This is a genomic window from Ferrimonas sp. SCSIO 43195, from assembly GCF_023716685.1.
GTDB lineage: Bacteria > Pseudomonadota > Gammaproteobacteria > Enterobacterales > Shewanellaceae > Ferrimonas > Ferrimonas kyonanensis.
The window spans coordinates 1,662,144-1,681,713 of record NZ_CP072679.1; the positions used below are offsets into that span (position 1 = coordinate 1,662,144).

At 56.8% G+C, this 19,570-nt stretch carries 18 protein-coding genes; 11 read left to right on the forward strand and 7 right to left on the reverse strand.

The genetic code is table 11. The features are described from left to right. Positions 1 to 76 precede the first annotated feature (76 nt). Genes J8Z22_RS07955 through J8Z22_RS07970 form a run of 4 tightly spaced genes read right to left on the reverse strand, consistent with a single transcriptional unit; the run spans position 77 to position 2,972 of the window. Positions 77 to 985: an FAD:protein FMN transferase gene (locus J8Z22_RS07955; protein WP_252009955.1), complete on the reverse strand. Its 909-nt coding sequence runs from the start codon at positions 983 to 985 to the stop codon at positions 77 to 79. Next, positions 985 to 2,271 carry a DUF3570 domain-containing protein gene (locus tag J8Z22_RS07960; protein WP_252009957.1) on the reverse strand — a complete coding sequence of 429 codons (1,287 nt, stop codon included), beginning with the start codon at positions 2,269 to 2,271 and terminating at the stop codon, positions 985 to 987. The genes J8Z22_RS07955 and J8Z22_RS07960 overlap by 1 nt, the downstream gene beginning before the upstream one ends. Next, positions 2,262 to 2,483: a DUF4266 domain-containing protein gene (locus J8Z22_RS07965; RefSeq protein ID WP_028113505.1), complete on the reverse strand. Its 222-nt coding sequence runs from the start codon at positions 2,481 to 2,483 to the stop codon at positions 2,262 to 2,264. Before J8Z22_RS07965 ends, J8Z22_RS07960 begins: the two co-directional genes overlap by 10 nt. Positions 2,484 to 2,504: 21 nt before the next feature. Then, positions 2,505 to 2,972, reverse strand: a complete 468-nt coding sequence (locus J8Z22_RS07970; RefSeq protein ID WP_252009960.1) for a TlpA disulfide reductase family protein — start codon at positions 2,970 to 2,972, stop codon at positions 2,505 to 2,507. 164 nt (positions 2,973 to 3,136) lie between these two features. Between J8Z22_RS07970 and J8Z22_RS07975 the strand changes: the two genes are divergently transcribed. From J8Z22_RS07975 to J8Z22_RS07995, 5 genes are all read left to right on the forward strand, one after another. Beyond that, positions 3,137 to 4,000 carry a sulfurtransferase gene (locus J8Z22_RS07975; protein WP_252009962.1) on the forward strand — a complete coding sequence of 288 codons (864 nt, stop codon included), beginning with the start codon at positions 3,137 to 3,139 and terminating at the stop codon, positions 3,998 to 4,000. Positions 4,001 to 4,006: 6 nt separating this feature from the next. Further along, positions 4,007 to 5,839, forward strand: coding sequence for an ATP-binding protein (locus J8Z22_RS07980; RefSeq protein ID WP_252009964.1), 1,833 nt, complete (start codon positions 4,007 to 4,009; stop codon positions 5,837 to 5,839). Between the two features lie 175 nt (positions 5,840 to 6,014). Continuing rightward, positions 6,015 to 7,541: a fumarate hydratase gene (locus J8Z22_RS07985; protein WP_252009966.1), complete on the forward strand. Its 1,527-nt coding sequence runs from the start codon at positions 6,015 to 6,017 to the stop codon at positions 7,539 to 7,541. 97 nt (positions 7,542 to 7,638) lie between these two features. Further along, on the forward strand, positions 7,639 to 9,696 hold the full coding sequence (locus J8Z22_RS07990) for a S9 family peptidase (protein ID WP_252009968.1): 2,058 nt from the start codon (positions 7,639 to 7,641) through the stop codon (positions 9,694 to 9,696). A gap of 238 nt (positions 9,697 to 9,934) precedes the next feature. Then, positions 9,935 to 11,095: a DcaP family trimeric outer membrane transporter gene (locus J8Z22_RS07995; protein ID WP_371878129.1), complete on the forward strand. Its 1,161-nt coding sequence runs from the start codon at positions 9,935 to 9,937 to the stop codon at positions 11,093 to 11,095. 50 nt (positions 11,096 to 11,145) lie between these two features. Here the strand turns inward: J8Z22_RS07995 and J8Z22_RS08000 are convergent, their stop codons facing one another. Then, entirely contained in the window at positions 11,146 to 12,339 is a 1,194-nt protein-coding gene (locus J8Z22_RS08000) for an ISL3 family transposase (RefSeq protein WP_252009972.1), read from the reverse strand. Between the two features lie 223 nt (positions 12,340 to 12,562). Between J8Z22_RS08000 and J8Z22_RS08005 the strand changes: the two genes are divergently transcribed. From J8Z22_RS08005 to J8Z22_RS08030, 6 genes are all read left to right on the forward strand, one after another. Next, complete coding sequence (locus J8Z22_RS08005) at positions 12,563 to 13,378, forward strand: flagellin (protein ID WP_252009974.1); 816 nt, start codon at positions 12,563 to 12,565, stop codon at positions 13,376 to 13,378. Positions 13,379 to 13,508: 130 nt separating this feature from the next. After that, positions 13,509 to 14,822 carry a flagellin lysine-N-methylase gene (gene fliB / locus J8Z22_RS08010; protein WP_252009976.1) on the forward strand — a complete coding sequence of 438 codons (1,314 nt, stop codon included), beginning with the start codon at positions 13,509 to 13,511 and terminating at the stop codon, positions 14,820 to 14,822. A gap of 97 nt (positions 14,823 to 14,919) precedes the next feature. Beyond that, positions 14,920 to 15,951, forward strand: coding sequence for an AraC family transcriptional regulator (locus J8Z22_RS08015; protein WP_252009978.1), 1,032 nt, complete (start codon positions 14,920 to 14,922; stop codon positions 15,949 to 15,951). 252 nt (positions 15,952 to 16,203) lie between these two features. Then, positions 16,204 to 16,737 carry a hypothetical protein gene (locus J8Z22_RS08020; RefSeq protein WP_028113498.1) on the forward strand — a complete coding sequence of 178 codons (534 nt, stop codon included), beginning with the start codon at positions 16,204 to 16,206 and terminating at the stop codon, positions 16,735 to 16,737. Positions 16,738 to 16,876: 139 nt separating this feature from the next. Continuing rightward, positions 16,877 to 17,302 carry a hypothetical protein gene (locus J8Z22_RS08025; RefSeq protein ID WP_252009980.1) on the forward strand — a complete coding sequence of 142 codons (426 nt, stop codon included), beginning with the start codon at positions 16,877 to 16,879 and terminating at the stop codon, positions 17,300 to 17,302. 110 nt (positions 17,303 to 17,412) lie between these two features. Then, positions 17,413 to 17,805 (forward strand): MAPEG family protein, encoded by a 393-nt coding sequence (locus tag J8Z22_RS08030; RefSeq protein ID WP_028113496.1) that lies wholly within the window; start codon positions 17,413 to 17,415, stop codon positions 17,803 to 17,805. Positions 17,806 to 17,814: 9 nt separating this feature from the next. Here J8Z22_RS08030 and J8Z22_RS08035 read toward each other — a convergent pair whose 3' ends face one another. Next, the gene (locus J8Z22_RS08035; RefSeq protein WP_305881815.1) at positions 17,815 to 18,903 is read right to left on the reverse strand and encodes an HAD hydrolase-like protein; all 1,089 of its coding nucleotides are present in this window, start codon (positions 18,901 to 18,903) and stop codon (positions 17,815 to 17,817) included. A 30-nt stretch (positions 18,904 to 18,933) separates the two neighbouring features. Continuing rightward, the gene (locus tag J8Z22_RS08045) at positions 18,934 to 19,440 is read right to left on the reverse strand and encodes a GNAT family N-acetyltransferase (RefSeq protein ID WP_252009982.1); all 507 of its coding nucleotides are present in this window, start codon (positions 19,438 to 19,440) and stop codon (positions 18,934 to 18,936) included. Positions 19,441 to 19,570 lie beyond the last annotated feature (130 nt).

The following is a 19,570-nucleotide window of genomic DNA, read 5'->3' on the forward strand; positions in this document are numbered from 1 at the left end:
TCGGCGGTGCAGGGTTAGTGTTTGACCGATGATACCAGTTCAGCCAGCGGGAGGCGACGATCGCGGGCGCCGAGGCTCAGCGTCGTTGCACCCAGTGGCGGACTTGCTGGGCGTCGAGAAAGGCTTCTGCATGCTCGCCCTGCAGCATTGCCAGGGTGGCCAACAAGCCGGCGTCGATGCAGCGTTCGGCCTGTACCGTCACGCTGGCCGCCGCGTCGCTGATTGGCCAGCCGGTGTTGGGATCGAGGATGTGGCTCAAGCGCTGGCCCTTATGGATCAGGAAGCGTTCGCTGTCGCCACTGGTGGCGATCGCACCCTGACTCAGGGACAGGCGGGTAAACGGCGCGCCAGCATGGGCCTGATGGCTGACCCCCACCTCCCAGGGCATGGCCGGATTGACGGTCGTGGCGAGATCGCCACCGAAATTGACCAGCACCTCAATGCCAGCGTAGGCCTGTTGAATAAGGGCAACGCAGCGATCGACGGCATACTCTTTGCCCAGGCCGCCAAAATCCAGTTGCATGCCAGAAGGCAGGGTAATGGAGTCGGTGTCAAACTGAACCTGGTGCCAGCCAATCAAAGGCAGCAGGCGGGCAATCTGCTGCGGCGAGGGGATGGTCTGGTCAGGGTTAAATCGCCACAGGCGTCCGAGGATACCGCTGCTAATATCAAACCGCCCCTGGCTGAGGTGATAGGCGGTGTCGGCCAGCGTCAACAGCGCGTGGGTTTCGGCGTCGATGGCGACGGCCTGGCCTTGACTGTGATTGATGCGGTGACACACGCCTTGTTGATTGTAGCGACTGAATTTGTGCTGTATCCGCAGGGCTTCCGACGCTGCCATTGCCAGCACCGCCCGGGCCCGTGAGGGGGCGGTGGTGCGAATCAGCAGTTCACAGCGACACGCCATGGCTTCGAAATGGCCTCTGAAGTGGCCAGCCTGAGGTTGCCAGTTCAGGCCCAGAGGGATCTTTTCGGCCGCCGACATCAGAAGTGGTAACTCGATTGCAGCATCAAGGTGTCCAGGCTTGGATACAGATCCTGCTGTTGCAGTTGGCCGGGTTTCGAGGTGCCGCCATCCACCGGGGCTTGATGGTACCAGGACAATCGCAGTGCCATTCGGTGGCCGTCGTCCAGCCGGTAGCCGTATTTTATCCCCAGGGTATAGGTATCCAGTTCACCGATGCGGTAGTCCGCACTGGCGTAGTGTGGCAACGCGGTAGCGGTGGTCAGGAACGGTTGGTAGAACTCGGCGGCGGTCTGGGTGTAATAACGCAGGTGGGGCTCCAGGCTGTGGCGGCCAAACTCAAACCGCAGTCGTCCGTCCAGCGTGTGGGAGTCGATGTCCCAGTCGTCGCTCATGTAGCGGTAGCTGATATCGGCAATGGGGCCGAAGTGGTACTTACTTTGCCAGAAAAACGCCACCTTACTGCGGCTGTCCGGGCGCCGTTCATACAGGTAGTGCTGAGCGGTGCCGTTGGCATCCACCACGCTCAGCAGTTTTAAGAAGTCATTCTGATAACCGTGGACCTCGGCGTAGCTGACGTTGGCCTGCATGACCCATCGCCGGCTGATCACCTGGGTGACGCCCACACGCAGATCCCAGGTGGTTTTGCGGTCGTCGCTGCCACTGCGGGTGGCATTGAAGGCGGCCTGGAACGCCTCTTCACTGGGGAAGTCTTTGCGAATCGCCATGGTCGATAAGCCGATTGGGGTCCCCCCCTCGGGCTCAATGGTGTCGAAAAAGGCGGATCCGGACAGGGATAGGGTGGTGTTTTTCTGATTGAAGTCGCGGCTAAGACCGCCGTTGAGGCCCAGCGACAGGTAGTCATACTCCTTGGAGATGTGCAGGCCACTGGTGTAGCCCATGGCCCGGTTCAGCGGGCTGGTCCATTGCAGGTTCAGTTGGGCCCGAGTGTCTTTGAAGCTGTCATCCAGCGGCAGTATGCCGGGCTGAATCTGATACTCTCCTTTGCCCGACGGCCGGGTGAAGGTCTGCAGCTGATTTTGCGGAACCGCGCCATTGGGGGAGGCGCCGGTCAGCACGTCCAGGGTGCCGGTGAGCCCCAGTACCTGATCCTCGGCATTGGTACGGGTGGCTTGCAATACCCCTTCGTAGGCATCGACCCGGTTGGCGCCTTCACTGTAGTAGAGGAAGGCGGCATCAAAGTTCCACTCCGGTTCCAGTCCGGCAACGCGGCCGTCGGCCTGCACCAGCGGCACGGTGGCGACGGCCAGGGCGGCGGTGATGTTGCTGAACGGCGTCAATTGCATCCGCAGCCCCCTCCGGCGCTGCTGCGACCCCCGCTGCTGGCTTCTTTGCTGAAATAGACGTGATCGTCAAAGGCCTTGTCCATGGCATCGGCCTCCAGCGCCATGGCTGGGTGAGCCAGCAGATCCCGCTCGTAGGGCTTCACCCCCAGGTTGGTGCATCCGCCCAGTAGCACTGGCAGCAGTAACATGAACAGGGTTGTGGTGGTCTTCATGACGGCCCCTTTTCCCGGTGTCTATGGCAGCAATCGCGTCAGCGTCTTGCGGGTCTGTTCGGCATCCTTGGGTCTGAACCCCACATGAGTCTCAATGATCTCACCCCGGTGGATCAGGTAACTGCTGGGCATGCCCCCCACCTGATAGGCTTCGGCCAGGGCGAAGTCCGGATCGTAGACGATGGCAAAATTGGCGGGAAACTCGGTCAGGAATCGATTGGCATCCTGTTTGTCGACATCCAGGTTGATGGCAACCACGGTCAGCCCTTTGTCGCCAAAATCCTGTACCAGTTGATTCATAAAGGGAAACGACCGTCGGCATGGGCCACACCAGCTGGCCCAGAAGTCCACATACACCGGGCCGCTTTGGCTCAGTGCCAGCATCGATCGAGTCTGGTCTCCGACCGGAATGTCAAAATCCTGTGCCGGTGCCGCCCAGGCTCCGACGCTGAACAGGCAGACACACACAAACAGCAACAAACTGCGCATACTCTTTCCTTGAAGGCAGATGAGTTCTTATTGATAGAGTCACACAGAAGGCCACCACGTGAAAGCAAAAGGTGAACAAACTGTGTGGCGCCGGCGGGCATGATTGTGGCGTGACACCCTGGCGAACTTTTGGCTACTATACTCAAGATTCAGGATGAAATCTGTTGAAGATCAGCCACAAGGAGATTGGCATGGGGAGAGTGCTGACGGTCGCATTGCTGCTGTTGCTGGCGGGGCCTGTGCGGGCCGCCGAATCCCTGTCTCTGGCCGAGTGGCAGCGTTGGCAGCAACAGCGACTGCCGGTGTTGCTGTATGACGCCCGCGAACCTCAGGCCTATGGTTCGGGACATCGACCGGGTGCCATCAGCTTTCCGGTCAGCAGCACCTATCGTGAGGTCGACGGGGTGTTGTTGGCGCAAACCATTTCGGTCATGACCGAACGGCTGCGCCAGGCCGGAGCGCGGGCGGATGTGGCCATCGTGGTTTATGATGACGGTCAACTGCTGGATGCGGCGCGTCTGGCCTGGGTACTGGAGCTCTATGGCCTGCCGCAGCTTTACCTACTGAATGCGCCGCTGCCCAAGACGGCGTTGTCCACCGAGGCGACTCAAGTGTCGCCGTCTCGCTATCTGCCCTCATTGAATCCCGACGTGCTGGCCAACGCCAGGATGACGCAACTGGCTGGCTTCAACCCGGACTTTACCGTCATCGACAACCGGCCGGAGCCAGACTATCTGGGACAACGCTCCGAAACCGACAAATTTGGTCACATTCCGGGGGCGGTGAACATCCCCATGACCGCCTTCTATGAGCCGGGCGATGACGGTCAGCCGAGGATAAAAAGTGCCGAGCAGTTGGCGCTGCTGTTTTCAAAGCTGAATAAAAACCAACGTTACATTACCTATTGCTACTCCGGCAAAGCCTCAACACTGGGGTATTTCCTGATGCGCCAGGCCGGGTTGGATGTGATGCACTATGATGGCTCCTGGCTGGACTGGTCGGCGCGCGACCTGCCGGTAGAGCGATGAGGCCTTATGTTTAACTCTCTGACGGTCAGGCTCAACGCGGCGATCTTCCTGAGTTTCGTGCTGCTGGCGCTGGCCAGCAGTGCCTGGACCTACCGGGTGGATCGGCAGACATTGGAAACTCAGTTTGTCGGCGTGGCCAGCAGTGTGGCGCCGACCATGATCGAAGTGGTCATGCTGGATCAGGCCGAGGCTGGCATTGAGTTTAATCGACGCTTGCGAAATTTCCCGCACCTGAACGGGGTGACCCTGTTCAGCCTGGATGGCGAGCGTCGCTACGAATACCGCCGTCAGCCGATGGCGGTGGCCTGTCCGCAGCAGCAGAATTGGTTGTCACCCTTGCTCAACGGGTGCATGTACATCAGTCAGCAACTGGAGTACGAGTCCTCGCCCTGGCTGAGTTACACCATGGAGGTGGATACCGAGGATCTGCAATGGCAGGTTGCCCGCCAGGTATCGATGACCTTGCTGTTCTCCTTGCTGGCGTTCGCGGCCATCTACCGAATTCTTAACCGCTGGCTCAGTCGGCCCATGGCGGAGCTGGTGAGTCAGTTGCCGGCCATGGGCAGTGGTGCGGTGCGTTTTCCTCGCACAGGCATGCAGAAAAGTGAACTGGCGGAGTTGGCTCGAGTGCTGGAACGGTCGGATCAGGCCCTGCACGACAAGCAGATTCAGGCGGAAGATCTGAATACCCGCCTCAGCCATTCACTGCAGGCGAAGAGTGACTTTCTGGCCAATGCCAGCCATGAGATTCGGACCCCGCTCAATGCGGTTATCGGTTTTGTCGAGTGTCTGGGGGCTCAGCGCAGTCGCTTAAATACTGAGGGGCAACAGCAACTGTTGCTGTTGCAGGGCGCGTCACAGAGCCTGTTGCACATCGTCAATGATGTGCTGGATTTCTCCCGCCTGGAGTCGGGAAAGTTGAGTCTGGACCCTCAGCCAACGGCGTTGGTGGATTTTCTGCAGCGGGTACATGCGCATTGCCAGGGTACGGCGCGATTGCACAAGGTGTTGCTGGGGCTGGATCTGGCCGACGACCTGCCGCCGTGCGTGGCTCTGGATGAAGGCCGAATGGAACAGATTCTTGGCAACTTGCTCAGTAATGCCATCAAGTTTTCCCCCTCTGGCCAGGTGCAGTTGTCGGCCGAGGTTATCAGCCAAAAGGATGCTTTGTGCACCCTGGCACTGGCGGTGACCGACACCGGCATCGGCATAGACAGTGATAAACTGCCGTACATCTTCGATGCCTATACCCAGGCGGACGGTTCGGTAACCCGGCGTTTCGGAGGCACCGGGCTGGGACTGGCCATCTGTAAGCGGCTTAGCCTGCTGATGGACGGCGAGTTGCAGGTGCAGTCTGAGGTGGGTAAAGGCAGCCGCTTTACCCTGACCCTGACGCTACCTCTGGTGCAGTCGGTACCTGGTGGTGGTGTTGAAACCGAAGATGCCGCCAACCCCCAGCCATTGAAGGGGCTGTCGATTTTGCTGGCGGAAGACAACCTGAGTAATCAGAAGCTGATGCAGATTATGTTGAAAAAACTGGGCTGTGAGCAGTTGCAGATTGCGGCTAATGGTCAACAGGCGGTGGATGCCAGCCAGCAGCACTCGTTCGACCTGATTCTGATGGACTGTCAGATGCCGGTGATGGACGGCTATCGCGCCACCCGACAGATTCGTCTGGGCCGGGGAGGCGACACCCTGATAGTGGCGCTGACGGCCAACGCCACCACCGAGGACAAGCAGCGCTGTCTGGACTGCGGCATGGATGGGTTTCTCACCAAGCCGGTCACTCTGGCGACACTGGCCAGCGGCATCGCCGAGGCACGGGCGGCCGCGGTATAACGGCAAGCCATCAGGTCATTGCCGTTGTCGGATGGCTTTTTGCCGTTTTGCTGTCGGACTGAGCACAGCACTGGCGCGTTACCGCTGCCTCGGGGTATGATTAATCGGATTTGATAACCACAATAAAAACACAGGCATAGTGAAATGGGGCTGGATGCCTCAGTGGAGTAGATTAATGGCCGTGATCAGCAAGCAGGATTTCATCAGCTCCGTGGCTGATGCTCTTCAGTACATCTCATACTACCATCCGAAAGATTTCGTCGACGCAATGAACGCTGCCTACGAGCGGGAAGCCAACCCGGCAGCCAAGGACGCCATTGCCCAGATTCTGATTAACTCCCGCATGTCCGCCCAGGGCCATCGGCCACTGTGTCAGGACACCGGCATCGTCACCTGCTTTGTCAAAATTGGCATGCAGGTGCAGTGGGACAGCGACCTGACCGTTCAACAAATGGTGGACCAAGGCGTGCGTCAGGCCTATACCAATGCCGACAACCCTCTGCGGGCCTCCATCGTCGCCGATCCGGCAGGCGCGCGCAAAAACACCCGCGATAACACCCCCTCTGTGGTGCACGTAGAGATGGTCGCCGGTGACACCGTCGAGGTGTTTGTGGCTGCCAAAGGCGGTGGCTCTGAGAACAAATCCAAGATGGTGATGTTGAATCCTTCCGATGACATTGCCGCCTGGGTCGAGAAGACTCTGCCCACCATGGGCGCGGGCTGGTGCCCTCCCGGGGTTCTGGGCATCGGCATCGGTGGTACCGCCGAGAAAGCCGGAGTGATGGCCAAAGAGTCGTTGATGGAGCACATCGACATTCACGAGCTGAAAGCTCGCGGTGCCGAGACCACCGAAGAGAAGTTGCGCCTGGAGATCTTCGAGCGAGCCAACAAGCTGGGTATTGGTGCCCAGGGGCTTGGGGGGCTGACCACGGTGTTGGATGTGAAGATCATGTCGGCACCGACCCATGCCGCCTCAAAACCTGTGGTGATGATTCCCAACTGCGCCGCCACCCGCCATGTCCACTTTACTCTGGATGGCAGCGGCCCGGCGGAATTGCCGGTACCGGATCTGGCCGACTGGCCGGAAGTGACCTGGGAGGTGGGTGAGAGTGTTAAACGGGTGAACCTGGACAGCATTACCCAGGAGGAGATGCTGCAATGGAAAGCGGGTGACACCCTGTTGCTGAATGGCAAAATCCTCACCGGCCGGGACGCGGCCCACAAACGGATCAAGGATCTGCTGGATTCCGGCCAGGGGCTGCCGGACGGGGTCGACTTCAAAGGCCGCTTTATCTACTACGTAGGCCCGGTGGATGCCGTGGGCGACGAAGTGGTGGGCCCGGCGGGTCCGACCACGGCCACCAGAATGGACAAGTTCACCGATCTGATGCTGGAACAGACCGGCCTGATGGGCATGATCGGCAAAGCCGAGCGTGGACCGGCCACCGTCGACAGCATCGCCAAGCACAAGGCAACTTACCTGATGGCCGTTGGCGGTGCCGCGTACCTGGTGGCGAAGGCCATTAAACAGTCGCGGGTAGTCGCCTTTGAAGAGCTGGGTATGGAGGCGATCTACGAGTTTGACGTGAAAGACATGCCGGTCACCGTCGCCGTGGATTCCAGTGGCAATAACGTCCATCAGACCGGGCCGGCCATCTGGCATGCCAAGATTGAAGAGATGGACACCAAATTGAGTCAATAATCCTGCCAGGCAGGGATAACAACAATGACGCCCACCCCAGTGGGCGTCTTTTTAGTCCGGCAATAGACCGGACTTCGCATCGAAGGGAAAAGCAAAAATGAAACACGGTATTGTGCTGAGCAGCGCGCTGGCGCTGTCGGCCTCTGTGGTGGCGGCGCCGACAACGGCCCCATTTGATATCCACCAACTCAACGGGCTGAGTAAGTTGCACTCCACCGTGGTGCTGCCGGATGGCAACACCGTGGTGTATGGCGTCAAGAAGAAGACCGCCGAGGGTGCCCGTTCCGATCTGTATTTGCAGACTCTGGATGGCGAACCGCGTCGCCTGACCAACAACAAATCCACCGAACACAACCTGGTGGTGTCCAAAGATGGAAAACGGCTGTTTTTCCTCAGTGGTCGCAGCGGCAGCAGCCAAATCTGGTCCATCGCTCTGGACGGCGGTGAAGCGGTGCAGCTGTCCAACCTGCCTCTGGACGTGGACGGCTTTAAGCTGTCTAACGACAACAGCCAGGTGGTGATGCAGATTCGGGTCAATGTGGAGTGCGACACCCTGGCCTGCAGTAAGGACAAACAGGATGCCCAAAAGAAGAACAAACAGAAGGGCCGCCACTACGATCAGCTGATGGTACGCCACTGGGATACCTGGGGCGACGGACTGCGCAATCATCTGTTTGTGGCCAAGATCGAGGGCGAGAGCCTGTCTACCCCGGTGGACGTGACCTCGGGCCTGGATACCGAAATGCCGCCTAAGCCTTTCTCCGGTATGGAGGAGGTCAGCTTTACTCCGGACGGGAAGCATGTGGTGTTCAGTGCCAAGGCCCCCAGCCGCGATCAGGCCTGGCAGACCAACTATGACCTGTGGCAGGTGCCGGTCACCGGCGGCGAGCCCGTCAATCTGACCGAGTCTAACCTGGCCTGGGACGCCAACCCGGTGTTTTCCGATGATGGCCGTTATCTGGCCTACCTGGCCATGAGCAAACCGGGCTTTGAAGCCGATCGATTCCGGGTGATGCTGAAAGATCTGCGCAGTGGCGAAACTCGAGAGGTGTCGCCGCTGTGGGATCGCAGCGCCTCCGGTATCGCGTTTGCCGAGGAGAGCCACACCCTGTACGTGACCGCCCAGAACCTGGGCCAGGTGGCCATCTATGCCATGGACGTGCGCTTTGGCGATAAGCGGCCACTGGTGGAGGAGGGCAGCAACGCCCTGGTGAAAGTGGTGGGGGGCAAACTGTTCTATACCCACAACAGCCTCAAGTCACCTAACGATCTGTATGTGGTGGGTCTCAATGGCAGTGAGCCGACGCGACTGACTCACTTGAATCAGGACCTGTTGAACCAGCAGGGACTGGGTGAATTCCAACAGTTTAACTTCAAAGGCTGGAACAACGAGACCGTCTACGGTTACTGGATCAAACCGGCGAACTTCGAAAAGGGTGGCAAATACCCGGTGGCCTTCCTGGTTCATGGCGGCCCCCAGGGTTCGTTTGGTAACCGCTGGCACAGCCGCTGGAATGCGCAGCTGTGGGCTGCCGCCGGTTTTGGTGTGGTGATGGTGGATTTCCACGGGTCGACCGGTTACGGCCAGGCGTTCACCGACTCCATCTCTCTGGATTGGGGCGGTAAGCCACTGGAAGATCTTCAGAAAGGCCTGGCTGCCGTAGGGCAGCAGCAACCCTGGCTGGACACCCAGAACGCCTGCGCCGCCGGCGGCTCTTACGGCGGTTACATGATGAACTGGATTGCCGGAAACTGGCCCGATGGCTTCAAATGCCTGGTGAACCATGCCGGCCTGTTCGACATGCGCAGCTTCTCGATGGTGACCGAAGAACTGTGGTTCCCCGAGCATGAGTTTGGCGGTAGCTATTGGGACGCCACCGACAACTACGAAAAGTTCAATCCGGTCAACCACATCAACAACTGGCGTACGCCGATGTTGGTGGTCCATGGTGCCAAAGACTACCGCGTACCCCTGGAGCAGGGACTGGCGGCCTTTACCGTATTGCAGCGTAAGAATATTCCGTCGGAGCTGCTGGTGTTTGAAAAGGAAAACCACTGGATTCTGAATCAGGACAACCTGGTGCAGTGGTACGACAATGTCCTCGGCTGGATGAAGCGCTTTACCATGGCGCCTCAGGACGGCAGCGCCAACTAGGCTCTGAAACCAAAGACTGTAAACAGCCCCTGCTCGTCAGGGGCTTTTTTGTGCCTGAAAGGCGGACGACGGTGGCTGAGTTGCGGCCTGAGGTTGGGGTTGAAACGGCAATTGTCATCAGGGCGTAGTTTAACTTTCAGGAAAATGTTGTCGAATCATCTTCGACCTTTGGCTAATTTTCAACCGTTTATCTATGGATGATAGTGGGTTGGACTACAAAAAAATCATGGAGATGATGATGAAACTGCTTAATCGCACGGCCCTGGCGGTCGCGGCATTGCTGACCCCCGTTGCGGCCACTCAGGCGGCCATATCCCTGCAATCCCTCAGTGACACCGAGTTTGCTTTTGGTGGCTATGTTAAGGCGGATCTGATGGTGAGCAACTACAGCGAGGGGGCGCCGGATGACAACAACATTTCGCGCCAGTTCTATGTACCCGGTGCCATTTATGGTGACAGTGCTCGGGGCACCAGTGTCACCGACTTCCATGCCAGGGAGACCCGTTTTAACTTTGCCGCCACTAACGACCTCGATGGTCATAAGCTGAAATTCTTCGTAGAGATGGACTTTCTGACCCATGCGGATGGCAATGAGCGGGTGTCCAATAGTTACTCACCCCGGCTCAGGCACGCGTTTGTCAGTGTCGACAACTGGTTAGTGGGACAGACCTGGACCACGTTCCAAGATGTGGGGGCTTTGCCCGAGGCGCTGGATTTTGTTGGGGCCGCTGAAGGCACCACCTTCGCCCGCCAGGGGCAGATTCGTTACACCAACGGCGGTTGGCAGTTTGCTCTGGAAAACCCCAGTAGCACCTTTAGCGATTACACCACCGGCGTTCGAAAGACCAGCAGCTCGGATCTGATCCCGGACCTGATTGCCCGCTACAACTTCAAAACCGGAAACAGCAAGTTCATGCTGGCGGCGCTGCTGAGGGAGTTGGAGTACGAAGAGGACAACATGGATGAAAGCACCTTTGGTTGGGCGCTGAGCGGCTCCGGGGTGATTCCGGTGGGTTCCGGCAAGGATACCATTAAATTCATGGCTAACTACGGCGAAGGGGCGGGCCGATACATGGCACTGAACTTCGTCAATGGCGCGGTACTGGGAAATGGCGAAGTAGAAGCGATCACCACCTATTCCGGTTTTGCCTCCTACCAGCATTGGTGGGATGAGAAGTGGCGTTCCAACATTACCGCCTCGGCATTGGAAGCGGATTACGATACCTCGCCCATGGTGGCGGTCAATGAAACCTCCTACAGCGGCAACATCAACCTGCTGTATTCGCCGGTGAAGCCGATCACGGTCGGCGTAGAGTACCTGTACGCGCTGAACGAACGCACCGACGGCAGCGACGCCGATCTGAGTCGGTTTATGTTCTCCCTGAAGTACGTGTTGTAACCCTTAGCGGTTCGGGTTTGGCCCTGCCATTGGCGGGGCTTTTTTTAGGTTCATCGCGCATTACCGGGAAAAGCGGCTCGTATCTTCAAGAAGAAGTAGTCGCTGTCCCGGTATCCGTAGGCCATGCGTTTGATGACCTTTATCTTGTTGTTCATCCCCTCCAGCTTGCAGGTATGCAGACGATAAGTGGCTGAGGCGACGATGCCCTTGAGGTAAGGTTTGAGCTTCCTGGCGAAGCGGATTAGCGGCTCTATACCGCTCTCGGTGACCTGCTGCCACCACAACTGCCACTGGTTCAGAGCAACATCGGGACTGTCGGCATACCACAACTCCTTCAGTTGCTCTCGCATCAGGTACACCACCATCAGCGACCGGTTCTCGGCTAGCAACTCCTCCAGATAGGCATGTTGCTTGCCGGTCATGTTCTCCCGATTCTTCAGCAACACCCAACGACCTCGCTTCACCCTTCTTCTGGCCGGTTTGTCCTGCTTCAGCTCGTTGGCTCGGTCTACCCGAACCCGGTCCACCACTTCCCGGCCATACTTGGCCACCACATGGAACAGGTCATAGACCACTTCGGCGTTTGGGCAGTGCATCGCTACCTCCAGGTCGAAGGCGGTATTCATATCCATGGCCACCGCCTCGATGTACTGGCAGTGCTCCCCCAACTGTAGGAAGAACGGCCGTATCGCTTCTCGACTACGGCCCTCGCCGACCCACAGCACCTGATGGGTATCGGCATCAGCGATGACCGTGGCGTAGCGGTGGCCCTTGAACAGGGCAAACTCGTCCATGACCAACCGCCGCACCTGGCTCCAGTCAGGCTCTATCACCTCTCGGGTCAGGCGACGCATATCCAGGCGCTTGAGGGTGTGCCAGTGCAAACCAGTCAGCTCGTTAACGTGCTTGATGGGCATCAGCTTAAGCAAGTGCTCGATGTAATGAATCAGCAGATTGGTCTGCCGCGCATGGGGTTCAAGCCAGGAGAGGCTCTCGGTAGTTACTCCACAACCAGAGCAGCGAAGTCGGCGTAGCGGCAGCGATAGCAGGGTGCGGTAGCCAAGAATGTCTCGCTCCTGGACAGTGCGCGAGGAAACATCATGGACCTGAGTGACTGTCTGGCCACAGTGACATCGACCGGGGTTCGTAGGGGTCAAATGGATGGTAAGAGTGTCGTGGTGGAGCTCAGTATGAGTGGGGGAAAACCCTTCCCACAATGAGACAGGCAAGGTAAGCTTCGGCATCGAGAACGGCTGGTTGGTTATTGGGTTTGTTTGGCGACTACACAATAACCTTTCCAGCCGTTCTCGTATCTAGTTCCCGCTAATCTGCGAAGAACCTTTTTTTATTCTCTGGCCATGGCAGTGAGTTTTTTTATCAGGAAGCGGAAAAAAATTTTAAAGATCCCTGAAATACAGGCGCTTTTGATTATTGAACTTAGAAAACACATCTCACGGAGATAACCCAATGCTTTCAGTACAAACTAACTTCCCATCCCTGGTTGCTCAAAACTCTGTGGGTCAGAGCAACAATGGCCTTAACACTGCCATGGAGCGTCTGTCCACCGGTTTCCGCATCAACTCTGCTGCCGACGATGCGGCTGGCCTGCAGATTGCTAACCGTCTGAACGCCAACGTGACCGGCATGAACACTGCCCAGCGTAACATCGGCGATGCCACCTCCATGCTGCAGACTGCCGACGGTGCCCTGGACGAAGTGAACGACATCGCCATGCGTATGAAAGAGCTGGCTACTCAGGCGTCCAACGGCGTGAACTCTGCCGACGACCTGAAAGCTCTGAACGCTGAATTCGGTGAGCTGAAAACTGAAATTGCTCGTATTCAGGATGACACTACTTACGCAGGTAACAAGCTGTTTGACACGCTGAAGACCGGTGTGAAATTCCAGATTGGCGCTGGTGCTGGTGAAGAGCTGGAAACCAAGCTGGACACTGGTACCGTTAAGGTTAAGGATGCAGTGACCAAAGATCTGGATACCCAGGCCAATGCGAAACTGGCAATGGCAGAAATCGATACTCTGATCAAGAACGTGGGTACTCACCGTTCCGACCTGGGTGCCGACATCAACCGTTTGGAGCATACCTCCAACAACCTGGCCAACGTTAGCCAGAACACTACTGCTGCTGCTGGTCGTATCATGGACGCAGACTTCGCTGCGGAAAGTGCGGCAATGACTAAGAACCAGCTGTTGGTTCAGTCTGGTACCAATATCCTGTCCCGCGCTAACCAGAACACTAACCTGGTGATGGGCCTGCTGGGTTAATTACCCTTGCATTAACAATCCCAACCAGAGCCGGGCTTATGCCCGGCTTTTTTGATCTGGAAACTAGGCTGGTGATTGGCAAAGAAATTGCATTCGTTTTGGATATACGTTTTTTTCTAATGAGTCGACGATGTCCACAGAACACGCGCCCCAGATTTTTGAACCCACCTTTGTTCGTAATTTCCGCTGCACCGGCGATCAGTGCCCCTCAAACTGTTGCCACTCCTGGACCATCACTCTGGATAAGAAGACCTTTAAAGGTACCCGAAAAGCCTCTGACAGTGTGATTAAAGTGCTTTCAAAAGAGAACTTTAAGCGTATGCCTTCGGAGAAGAGCAACGACATCAATTACGGCTATATCCAGCTGGATAATCGCGGTCTCTGTCCGATGCTGGATGACCAGGGCTGGTGCGAAGTGCATAAGCGACTGGGTGAGAGGGCTTTGTCGATCACCTGCCAGCAATACCCCCGAATGCCGCAGTATTTCGGCGATCGACTGGAACTGAGTCTGACGCTGTCCTGCCCCGCAGCGGCTGAAGAGATTTTGTTTAACCCCGAGGCCATGGTGCTGAGCCTGGTTGAAGGCAGTGAATCTCTGAAGTCCCATTATAAAAAGGGTGGCACTCCAGCGAGAATATTGCCTCATTGGGCCAATATGTTGAGGGATTTCAGCTTTCAGGTGTTGCTCAATCAACAATTGAGTCTGCCCGAGCGATTGTTTGTTCTGGGGATCACGTATCATCAGATTGATGCTCATCTTGAGAATCCGCTGAAGGTCGAGGCCATCTTACAGAGAAACCTAGGGCTTACGGAGAATGGCTCGATGAGGAAGTCGTTTTCCACACTGCCGGAACTGAAGGGGCATAAATGGAACATCTTTTCCTCTCAAATGATGAATTTCACTTCAGGGATTCGACGAGAGAAAGAGAACCTCAAGGGATTAACACCCTCAGAAAAACGTTTTATGCAGTTTCAGCTGCCGTTGATGCGCCAGATGGAAAAGGCGCTGGAGTTGGAGTCGGGGGCGTTGTTTGATTCCGAGCAGTCCTTGAAAGGGGATTCGGACGCTTTACGGGTTTCCGAAGCGTTCGATAATCTGCTTGAACAATCAAAGTCGGTAGTCGGCCCATTTTTAACCGAGCATCCACAGGTATTGCTCAATTTCCTGCTGTATCAGCTGTACCATTATCAGTTCCTTCTCGGAATTGAACGTTCACCGATTCAGTTCTTCCAGGTGATTATGGTGGACCTGCTGGTGATAGAGGCGTATCTGGCGGGCATCGCCGTTGAGTGTGGTGAGATTGATCAAGAGATCGTGGTGGGCTTGTTTTCCGCCTACGCCAAGAAACGGCAGCATAACGCCTCTTTTGTCGATAATCTGGATCAATGCCTGGAGCAGTCAGCGTCCGATAAACTGGCGGCGGTGTTTGGACTGCTGACTTGAGGCCTTAGGGTGTCCATTGCCCTGGTTGAAGGGGGAGTTGCCTGGGCCCAATTGAGTTGTGATACTCTTAGCGGGTATGGATAACCGGGGCAGGGAGATGACCCAGAGCAGACACGCTGCATACCCCAGGGAGGGGATGATCGACAGCGCCTTTATCATTGGTGCGCTCACCGCCGCCAGGCGCCAAGGCCTGGATGTCGACCGTTTACTTGCGGATTACGCACTGGATTGGCAGGCGCTTCAGCAGGGCCGAGGGTTGAACGCCCGTGACTATGCGGCGCTGCTGAGGCAGTTATGGCAGCGGCTGGATGATGAGTCCTCCGGCTATGCACGTAAGCCGATGCGCCTGGGCAGTTTTCGAATGATGTGTCATGCCAGCATTGGCTGTCGCAACCTGCGCCGGGCGCTGCTGCGGGTGATCGAGTACTTTCGGCTGATGTCCGATGAATACCAGTGGCAGTTACTGGAGCAGGGAGAAGAGGCTCGGTTTCAGTTACGAATGGTCAACGGGCAGGATGACAGTAACATCAGTTTTTTGCTGTTGAGCCTGTGCATTATCCTGCACCGTTGGTCTGCTTGGATGATTGACTCGCCACTGCTGCTCAGCCGGGTTCAGTTCTCTTTTTCCCGCCATAGCTTTGATACCGACTTGTCAGCCCTGTTACAGGCGCCGGTTCGTTTTGATGCACCGGTCACCGAACTGGTGATGCCGGTGCGTTACCTGCAGGCGCCGATTCAGCAAAGCCCAGACACCTTGTCACCGTTTTTGGCCAACAGCCCGGAACAACTGCTGACACATTACCGCAAAGACGACTCGCTCAGTGCCCGGGTACGCGACTTCATTGATGGCCAGCAGGAGTTGGAAGCTCTGAGCCAGGAGATGGTGGCCAGTCACTTTAATATCAGCGTAGCCACCCTTGGCCGGCGACTGAAGCGAGAAGGGCACCAGTTTCTGGAGTTGAAAGATAAGGTACGTCGGGGAAGGGCGGTCAAGTTACTGCTTGGATCCGAATTACCCATCAGCGACATCGCCGAGCAGTTGGGTTACTCCGAGCCCTCGGTCTTCTATCGAAATTTTAAAAAGTGGGTCGGTAAGACTCCGGCAGAGTTTCGAGATAATCGGGGATAGCGGGGCGATTTAATTTTGCGCAAAGCAGAGCGTTGTCAATAGGCAGACTCGTTTTGTCCTCGAAGAGCTTTAAGCCATTCATACCCTAAAGGCGGTCGATTTCGTTTCGCCGTTTGCATCCTCATCGACGGCTTTGTAGACTGACTTAAATTAGCAATGCATGTTTTAGCGGGTTGCTCGGCGATCAGTTTCAGGGATGAAGATGACAGCCGGCGGCAGTGGTCGCGGTGGCATGAACAACAAGGAATTGGCTTGAAACTACATCATGTGCTGGCCGTAGTGGCGGTGATGGCGCTGGGCATCTCGGCGATGCGGGCAACGACGGTGGTCAAACAAGGCAGCGTTGGCGGCTCTGCACAGGCGATGGAAGCCCTGGTCATGGCGGGGCGCGACCCCATCGATGTCAGCCTGGATAAACCCGAGTACAGCGGTGAACGGAAATGGCTGTATGCCATGTATCAGACGGCCCTGGCTCATAAACTGGTCGACCGGCAGGCCCAGGCACTGCAGCAACTGGTGAGTGCAGCGCTGCAGGAGGGCGATTTCAACATGGCATTGCTTGCCGCCGACCGAGGCATCAGTGATGCCCACAAAGTGCAGTTGTTGCAGCAGATCGTGGATCGCGGCATTCAGACTAAAGACGGCCTCTGCTACGCGGCTTTGGCGGTTACTCGCATGCCTTTGGCTGGGCCCAAAGAGCAGGCGATGGAGCAGGTGATCACTGCCTACATCAATGGCGTCGACTTTCATCGACATGCCGATAGCTCGGATTCCCGTTCGCTCTAGGTCGACAATCTTGGCGATTTAGCCTCACTTTAGTTTCTCAAGATATTGTAAAACCGTGATTTTATCTGTTGATTTGATAATCAATGCCGCCTATCTTCGACCCATGCCGTTGCAACACTGACAGTTTATACAAGGAGGTATGATGTCAGCTCGCCACACCCATTCGGTTCCTGGGTTGTTGCCATTTCCCCAGCGCAACGAAATGGCGCGCCTCGATGCGCAAATTTCATACATCCTGATGTGCGTCAGCCTGCTGATCAGTCCTCTCGGGTTGGTCAGCCCCTGGTTCTGGTCATTGTGTGCCCTGTTCTGGGTCTGCGGTGGTGTTTGGACCTTGATGAAAAAGCCCGAAGCCTACCAAACCGTTATCGAGGATCATTACACCAATGTCATTAACGTGTTTCAGGTCTCGGTGCTACTCATTGGCGGAGGGGCGCTATTGGTATGGGCCCTAGAGGCGTGGCACCTGCTGTTTTTCAGCTGGCTGTGGCTGATGTTCCGCTTGGGGGTCGGTGTGTTTAAATTGACCCTGTTTAAGCCGTATTACTCACCCGAGTCCTACTGAGTCGGTTTTATGCCCCTTAAAAGCGCCATTGGGCGCTTTTTTTATGTTTCGGCAGAGGCTGGGCAGTACGCGGTGATGGTGATAGGGTAATTGGTTTAGGGAGAGAGTTTATGTCATTGATGATTAGTGGAATTTATATCGCAGCCACCGCCGCCATTATGATGGTGCTGGCTTATCGAGTGGTGGCCATGCGCCGTGCCTGCGGCATAGGCGTCGGCTGCGGCGACAACCGCTCGCTGGAGATACGGATCCGCAGCCACGCCAACCTGTTGGAGTACGCGCCTCTGATGTTGTTGATGCTCATCGCGGCCGAGTCCAATGGTGCCAGTGGCTGGCTACTGCACGGCTGTGGCCTTATCTGGCTGGTAGCCCGGATACTTCATCCCTGGGGGTTGACCGGCGGCAATGGCGGCTATCATTTAGGCCGCTTTTGGGGCACGCTGCTCAGTTGGATTGTGATCCTGATATTGATTGTGGAGAATCTGCGCCTGGCGTTATTCTAACGGCAATGGTCACGCTGCACCGGGGCTGAGCTGTTGCCAATTGCTGAAGACGGTATCGTGCAATGCGCTGAGTTTGGCCTCACTTTGATGACCGTCGGCAATGAGCCAGAGTCGAGTGCCCAGCGCGTCGGCCACCTCCCAGTCATGATCGGTATCGCCGATGATTAACGTCCGTTCCGGAGCGATACCACTGACCTGCAGCAGTTCACGCCCGCGATCGATCTTGCTGGCGGCATGGTGGTTATCCAGACCGTAGAGGTAATCGAACAGCCCCTCCAGGCGATGATGGCTGATGCACTGTTCCAGGCTGTGTTGAGCACTGGCGGACAGCAGCGACTGGGTATGACTCCGACTGAGGGAGCGCAACAGAAAGCGGCTGCCTCTGTGCAGTTTCAGCTGGTCTCGACCGGCGCGGTATTGTTGCCCAAACTGCTGACACAGCTGATCAAAAGGCAGACGGTTAAAATCGAACCCTAACCCCTGGTAATAATCGATGACCGGGTGACAGAAGTCGTTTCGATACTGTTCCAGGCTGATACTGCCGAGGTTCTGGCTGGCCATCAGGCGGTTTACAATGTCGGTGGCCAGCGGCGCATCGTCCACCAGAGTGCCGTTCCAGTCCCAGATGACGTGCTGATAGGCCCCAAGCTGTTCAAGCAGTTGCTGCCGGCGAGTGACGTGATCGAATAACACCGGTTGAATGGCGGCCCAGGTCATGTCGCAGTCCTCGGGGCGGTGGGTTACCGGGTGAACCTCGGCAATCTCCGAGCCCTTGGGCAACGACGACAAGCTGCGAATCTCTGCGGTCAGCAGCAGCCCGAAACTCGACTCCGAGTTGCCGCTATTCACCCGGTAGATCTCCATCGGCGCCAGGGTGAAATCAGTGGCGCCGGTTTCTTCATACAACTCCCGCCGGGCGGCCTCGATGGGCGTTTCGCCCGCCTCGATTTTACCTCCGGGGATCTCCAGAGTCTGACGTTGGTGATGGCGCACCAACAGCCACTGTTGCTGGTAACGAGCCATGATGACAACGTATTTCAGGGCGCTAGAGAGTTGAGGGTGCCAGTTGTGAAAATCAACGCGGGTAGTCTGGGTCATAATCTGGAGCTGGAAAATGCGGGTAGGGCATTAGAGTACATTCATGCTCGGGCTGCAAGTGCCCGCGGCTTTCCTTATGAGCTTGTGCATGACCATACACTCCAGGCTGAATCCCCGGGGGCTGTGGTACAGGCTGGTGGTCTCGCCCTTAAATCCCAACCGACGATAAAACGGCGCGGCATTGAGGGTCGCTTCAAGGCTGATCTGAGCCAGTCCCGCGTCGACAGCCAGCTGCTGCAGGTGGGTGACCATTTTGCGGCCTGCGCCGGTTCCCATGGCCGAAGGACAGACAAAGATGGCATCGAGCTTACCGGAGTCAAGGTCGATGGTGCCAGAGGCGATGATCCGCTGAGACTGTTCAATCACCCAGAAATGATCGCGGACGTGATTCACAAACTCGGTGGTGAGTTCGCCTTCAGTCCAGCGTTTGAGCAGCGACTCCGGGTAGTGGCCGCGACAGCCGCTGAGAATGGCATCGATGCGCAACTGCCATAGGCGCGGCGAGTCGGCGTGGCAGGCTTTTCTTATTGTGCTCACTGTGATCGCCTCATTCTAAGTTATTGGTATGCTTCTTATATCACGATTATAGTTATAGGGAGCAAGCCGCCGCCTCTCTCTGAAGGGCGACCGTTTGTGTGAGTTTGATTCCCACTGCCATGGAAGCACT

What these genes read in the sequence shown, in the direction of transcription:
- J8Z22_RS08000 (WP_252009972.1), bottom strand. Translation starts at nt 12,339, where the DNA reads ATGCCGAAGCTTACCTTGCCTGTCTCATTGTGGGAAGGGTTTTCCCCC.
- J8Z22_RS07980 (WP_252009964.1), top strand. Translation starts at nt 4,007, where the DNA reads ATGTTTAACTCTCTGACGGTCAGGCTCAACGCGGCGATCTTCCTGAGT.
- J8Z22_RS07955 (WP_252009955.1), bottom strand. Translation starts at nt 985, where the DNA reads ATGTCGGCGGCCGAAAAGATCCCTCTGGGCCTGAACTGGCAACCTCAG.
- J8Z22_RS07970 (WP_252009960.1), bottom strand. Translation starts at nt 2,972, where the DNA reads ATGCGCAGTTTGTTGCTGTTTGTGTGTGTCTGCCTGTTCAGCGTCGGA.
- J8Z22_RS07985 (WP_252009966.1), top strand. Translation starts at nt 6,015, where the DNA reads ATGGCCGTGATCAGCAAGCAGGATTTCATCAGCTCCGTGGCTGATGCT.
- J8Z22_RS07965 (WP_028113505.1), bottom strand. Translation starts at nt 2,483, where the DNA reads ATGAAGACCACCACAACCCTGTTCATGTTACTGCTGCCAGTGCTACTG.
- J8Z22_RS08030 (WP_028113496.1), top strand. Translation starts at nt 17,413, where the DNA reads ATGTCATTGATGATTAGTGGAATTTATATCGCAGCCACCGCCGCCATT.
- J8Z22_RS08005 (WP_252009974.1), top strand. Translation starts at nt 12,563, where the DNA reads ATGCTTTCAGTACAAACTAACTTCCCATCCCTGGTTGCTCAAAACTCT.
- J8Z22_RS08025 (WP_252009980.1), top strand. Translation starts at nt 16,877, where the DNA reads ATGATGTCAGCTCGCCACACCCATTCGGTTCCTGGGTTGTTGCCATTT.
- fliB (WP_252009976.1), top strand. Translation starts at nt 13,509, where the DNA reads ATGTCCACAGAACACGCGCCCCAGATTTTTGAACCCACCTTTGTTCGT.
- J8Z22_RS07960 (WP_252009957.1), bottom strand. Translation starts at nt 2,271, where the DNA reads ATGCAATTGACGCCGTTCAGCAACATCACCGCCGCCCTGGCCGTCGCC.
- J8Z22_RS08035 (WP_305881815.1), bottom strand. Translation starts at nt 18,903, where the DNA reads ATGACCCAGACTACCCGCGTTGATTTTCACAACTGGCACCCTCAACTC.
- J8Z22_RS08015 (WP_252009978.1), top strand. Translation starts at nt 14,920, where the DNA reads ATGACCCAGAGCAGACACGCTGCATACCCCAGGGAGGGGATGATCGAC.
- J8Z22_RS07995 (WP_371878129.1), top strand. Translation starts at nt 9,935, where the DNA reads ATGAAACTGCTTAATCGCACGGCCCTGGCGGTCGCGGCATTGCTGACC.
- J8Z22_RS07990 (WP_252009968.1), top strand. Translation starts at nt 7,639, where the DNA reads ATGAAACACGGTATTGTGCTGAGCAGCGCGCTGGCGCTGTCGGCCTCT.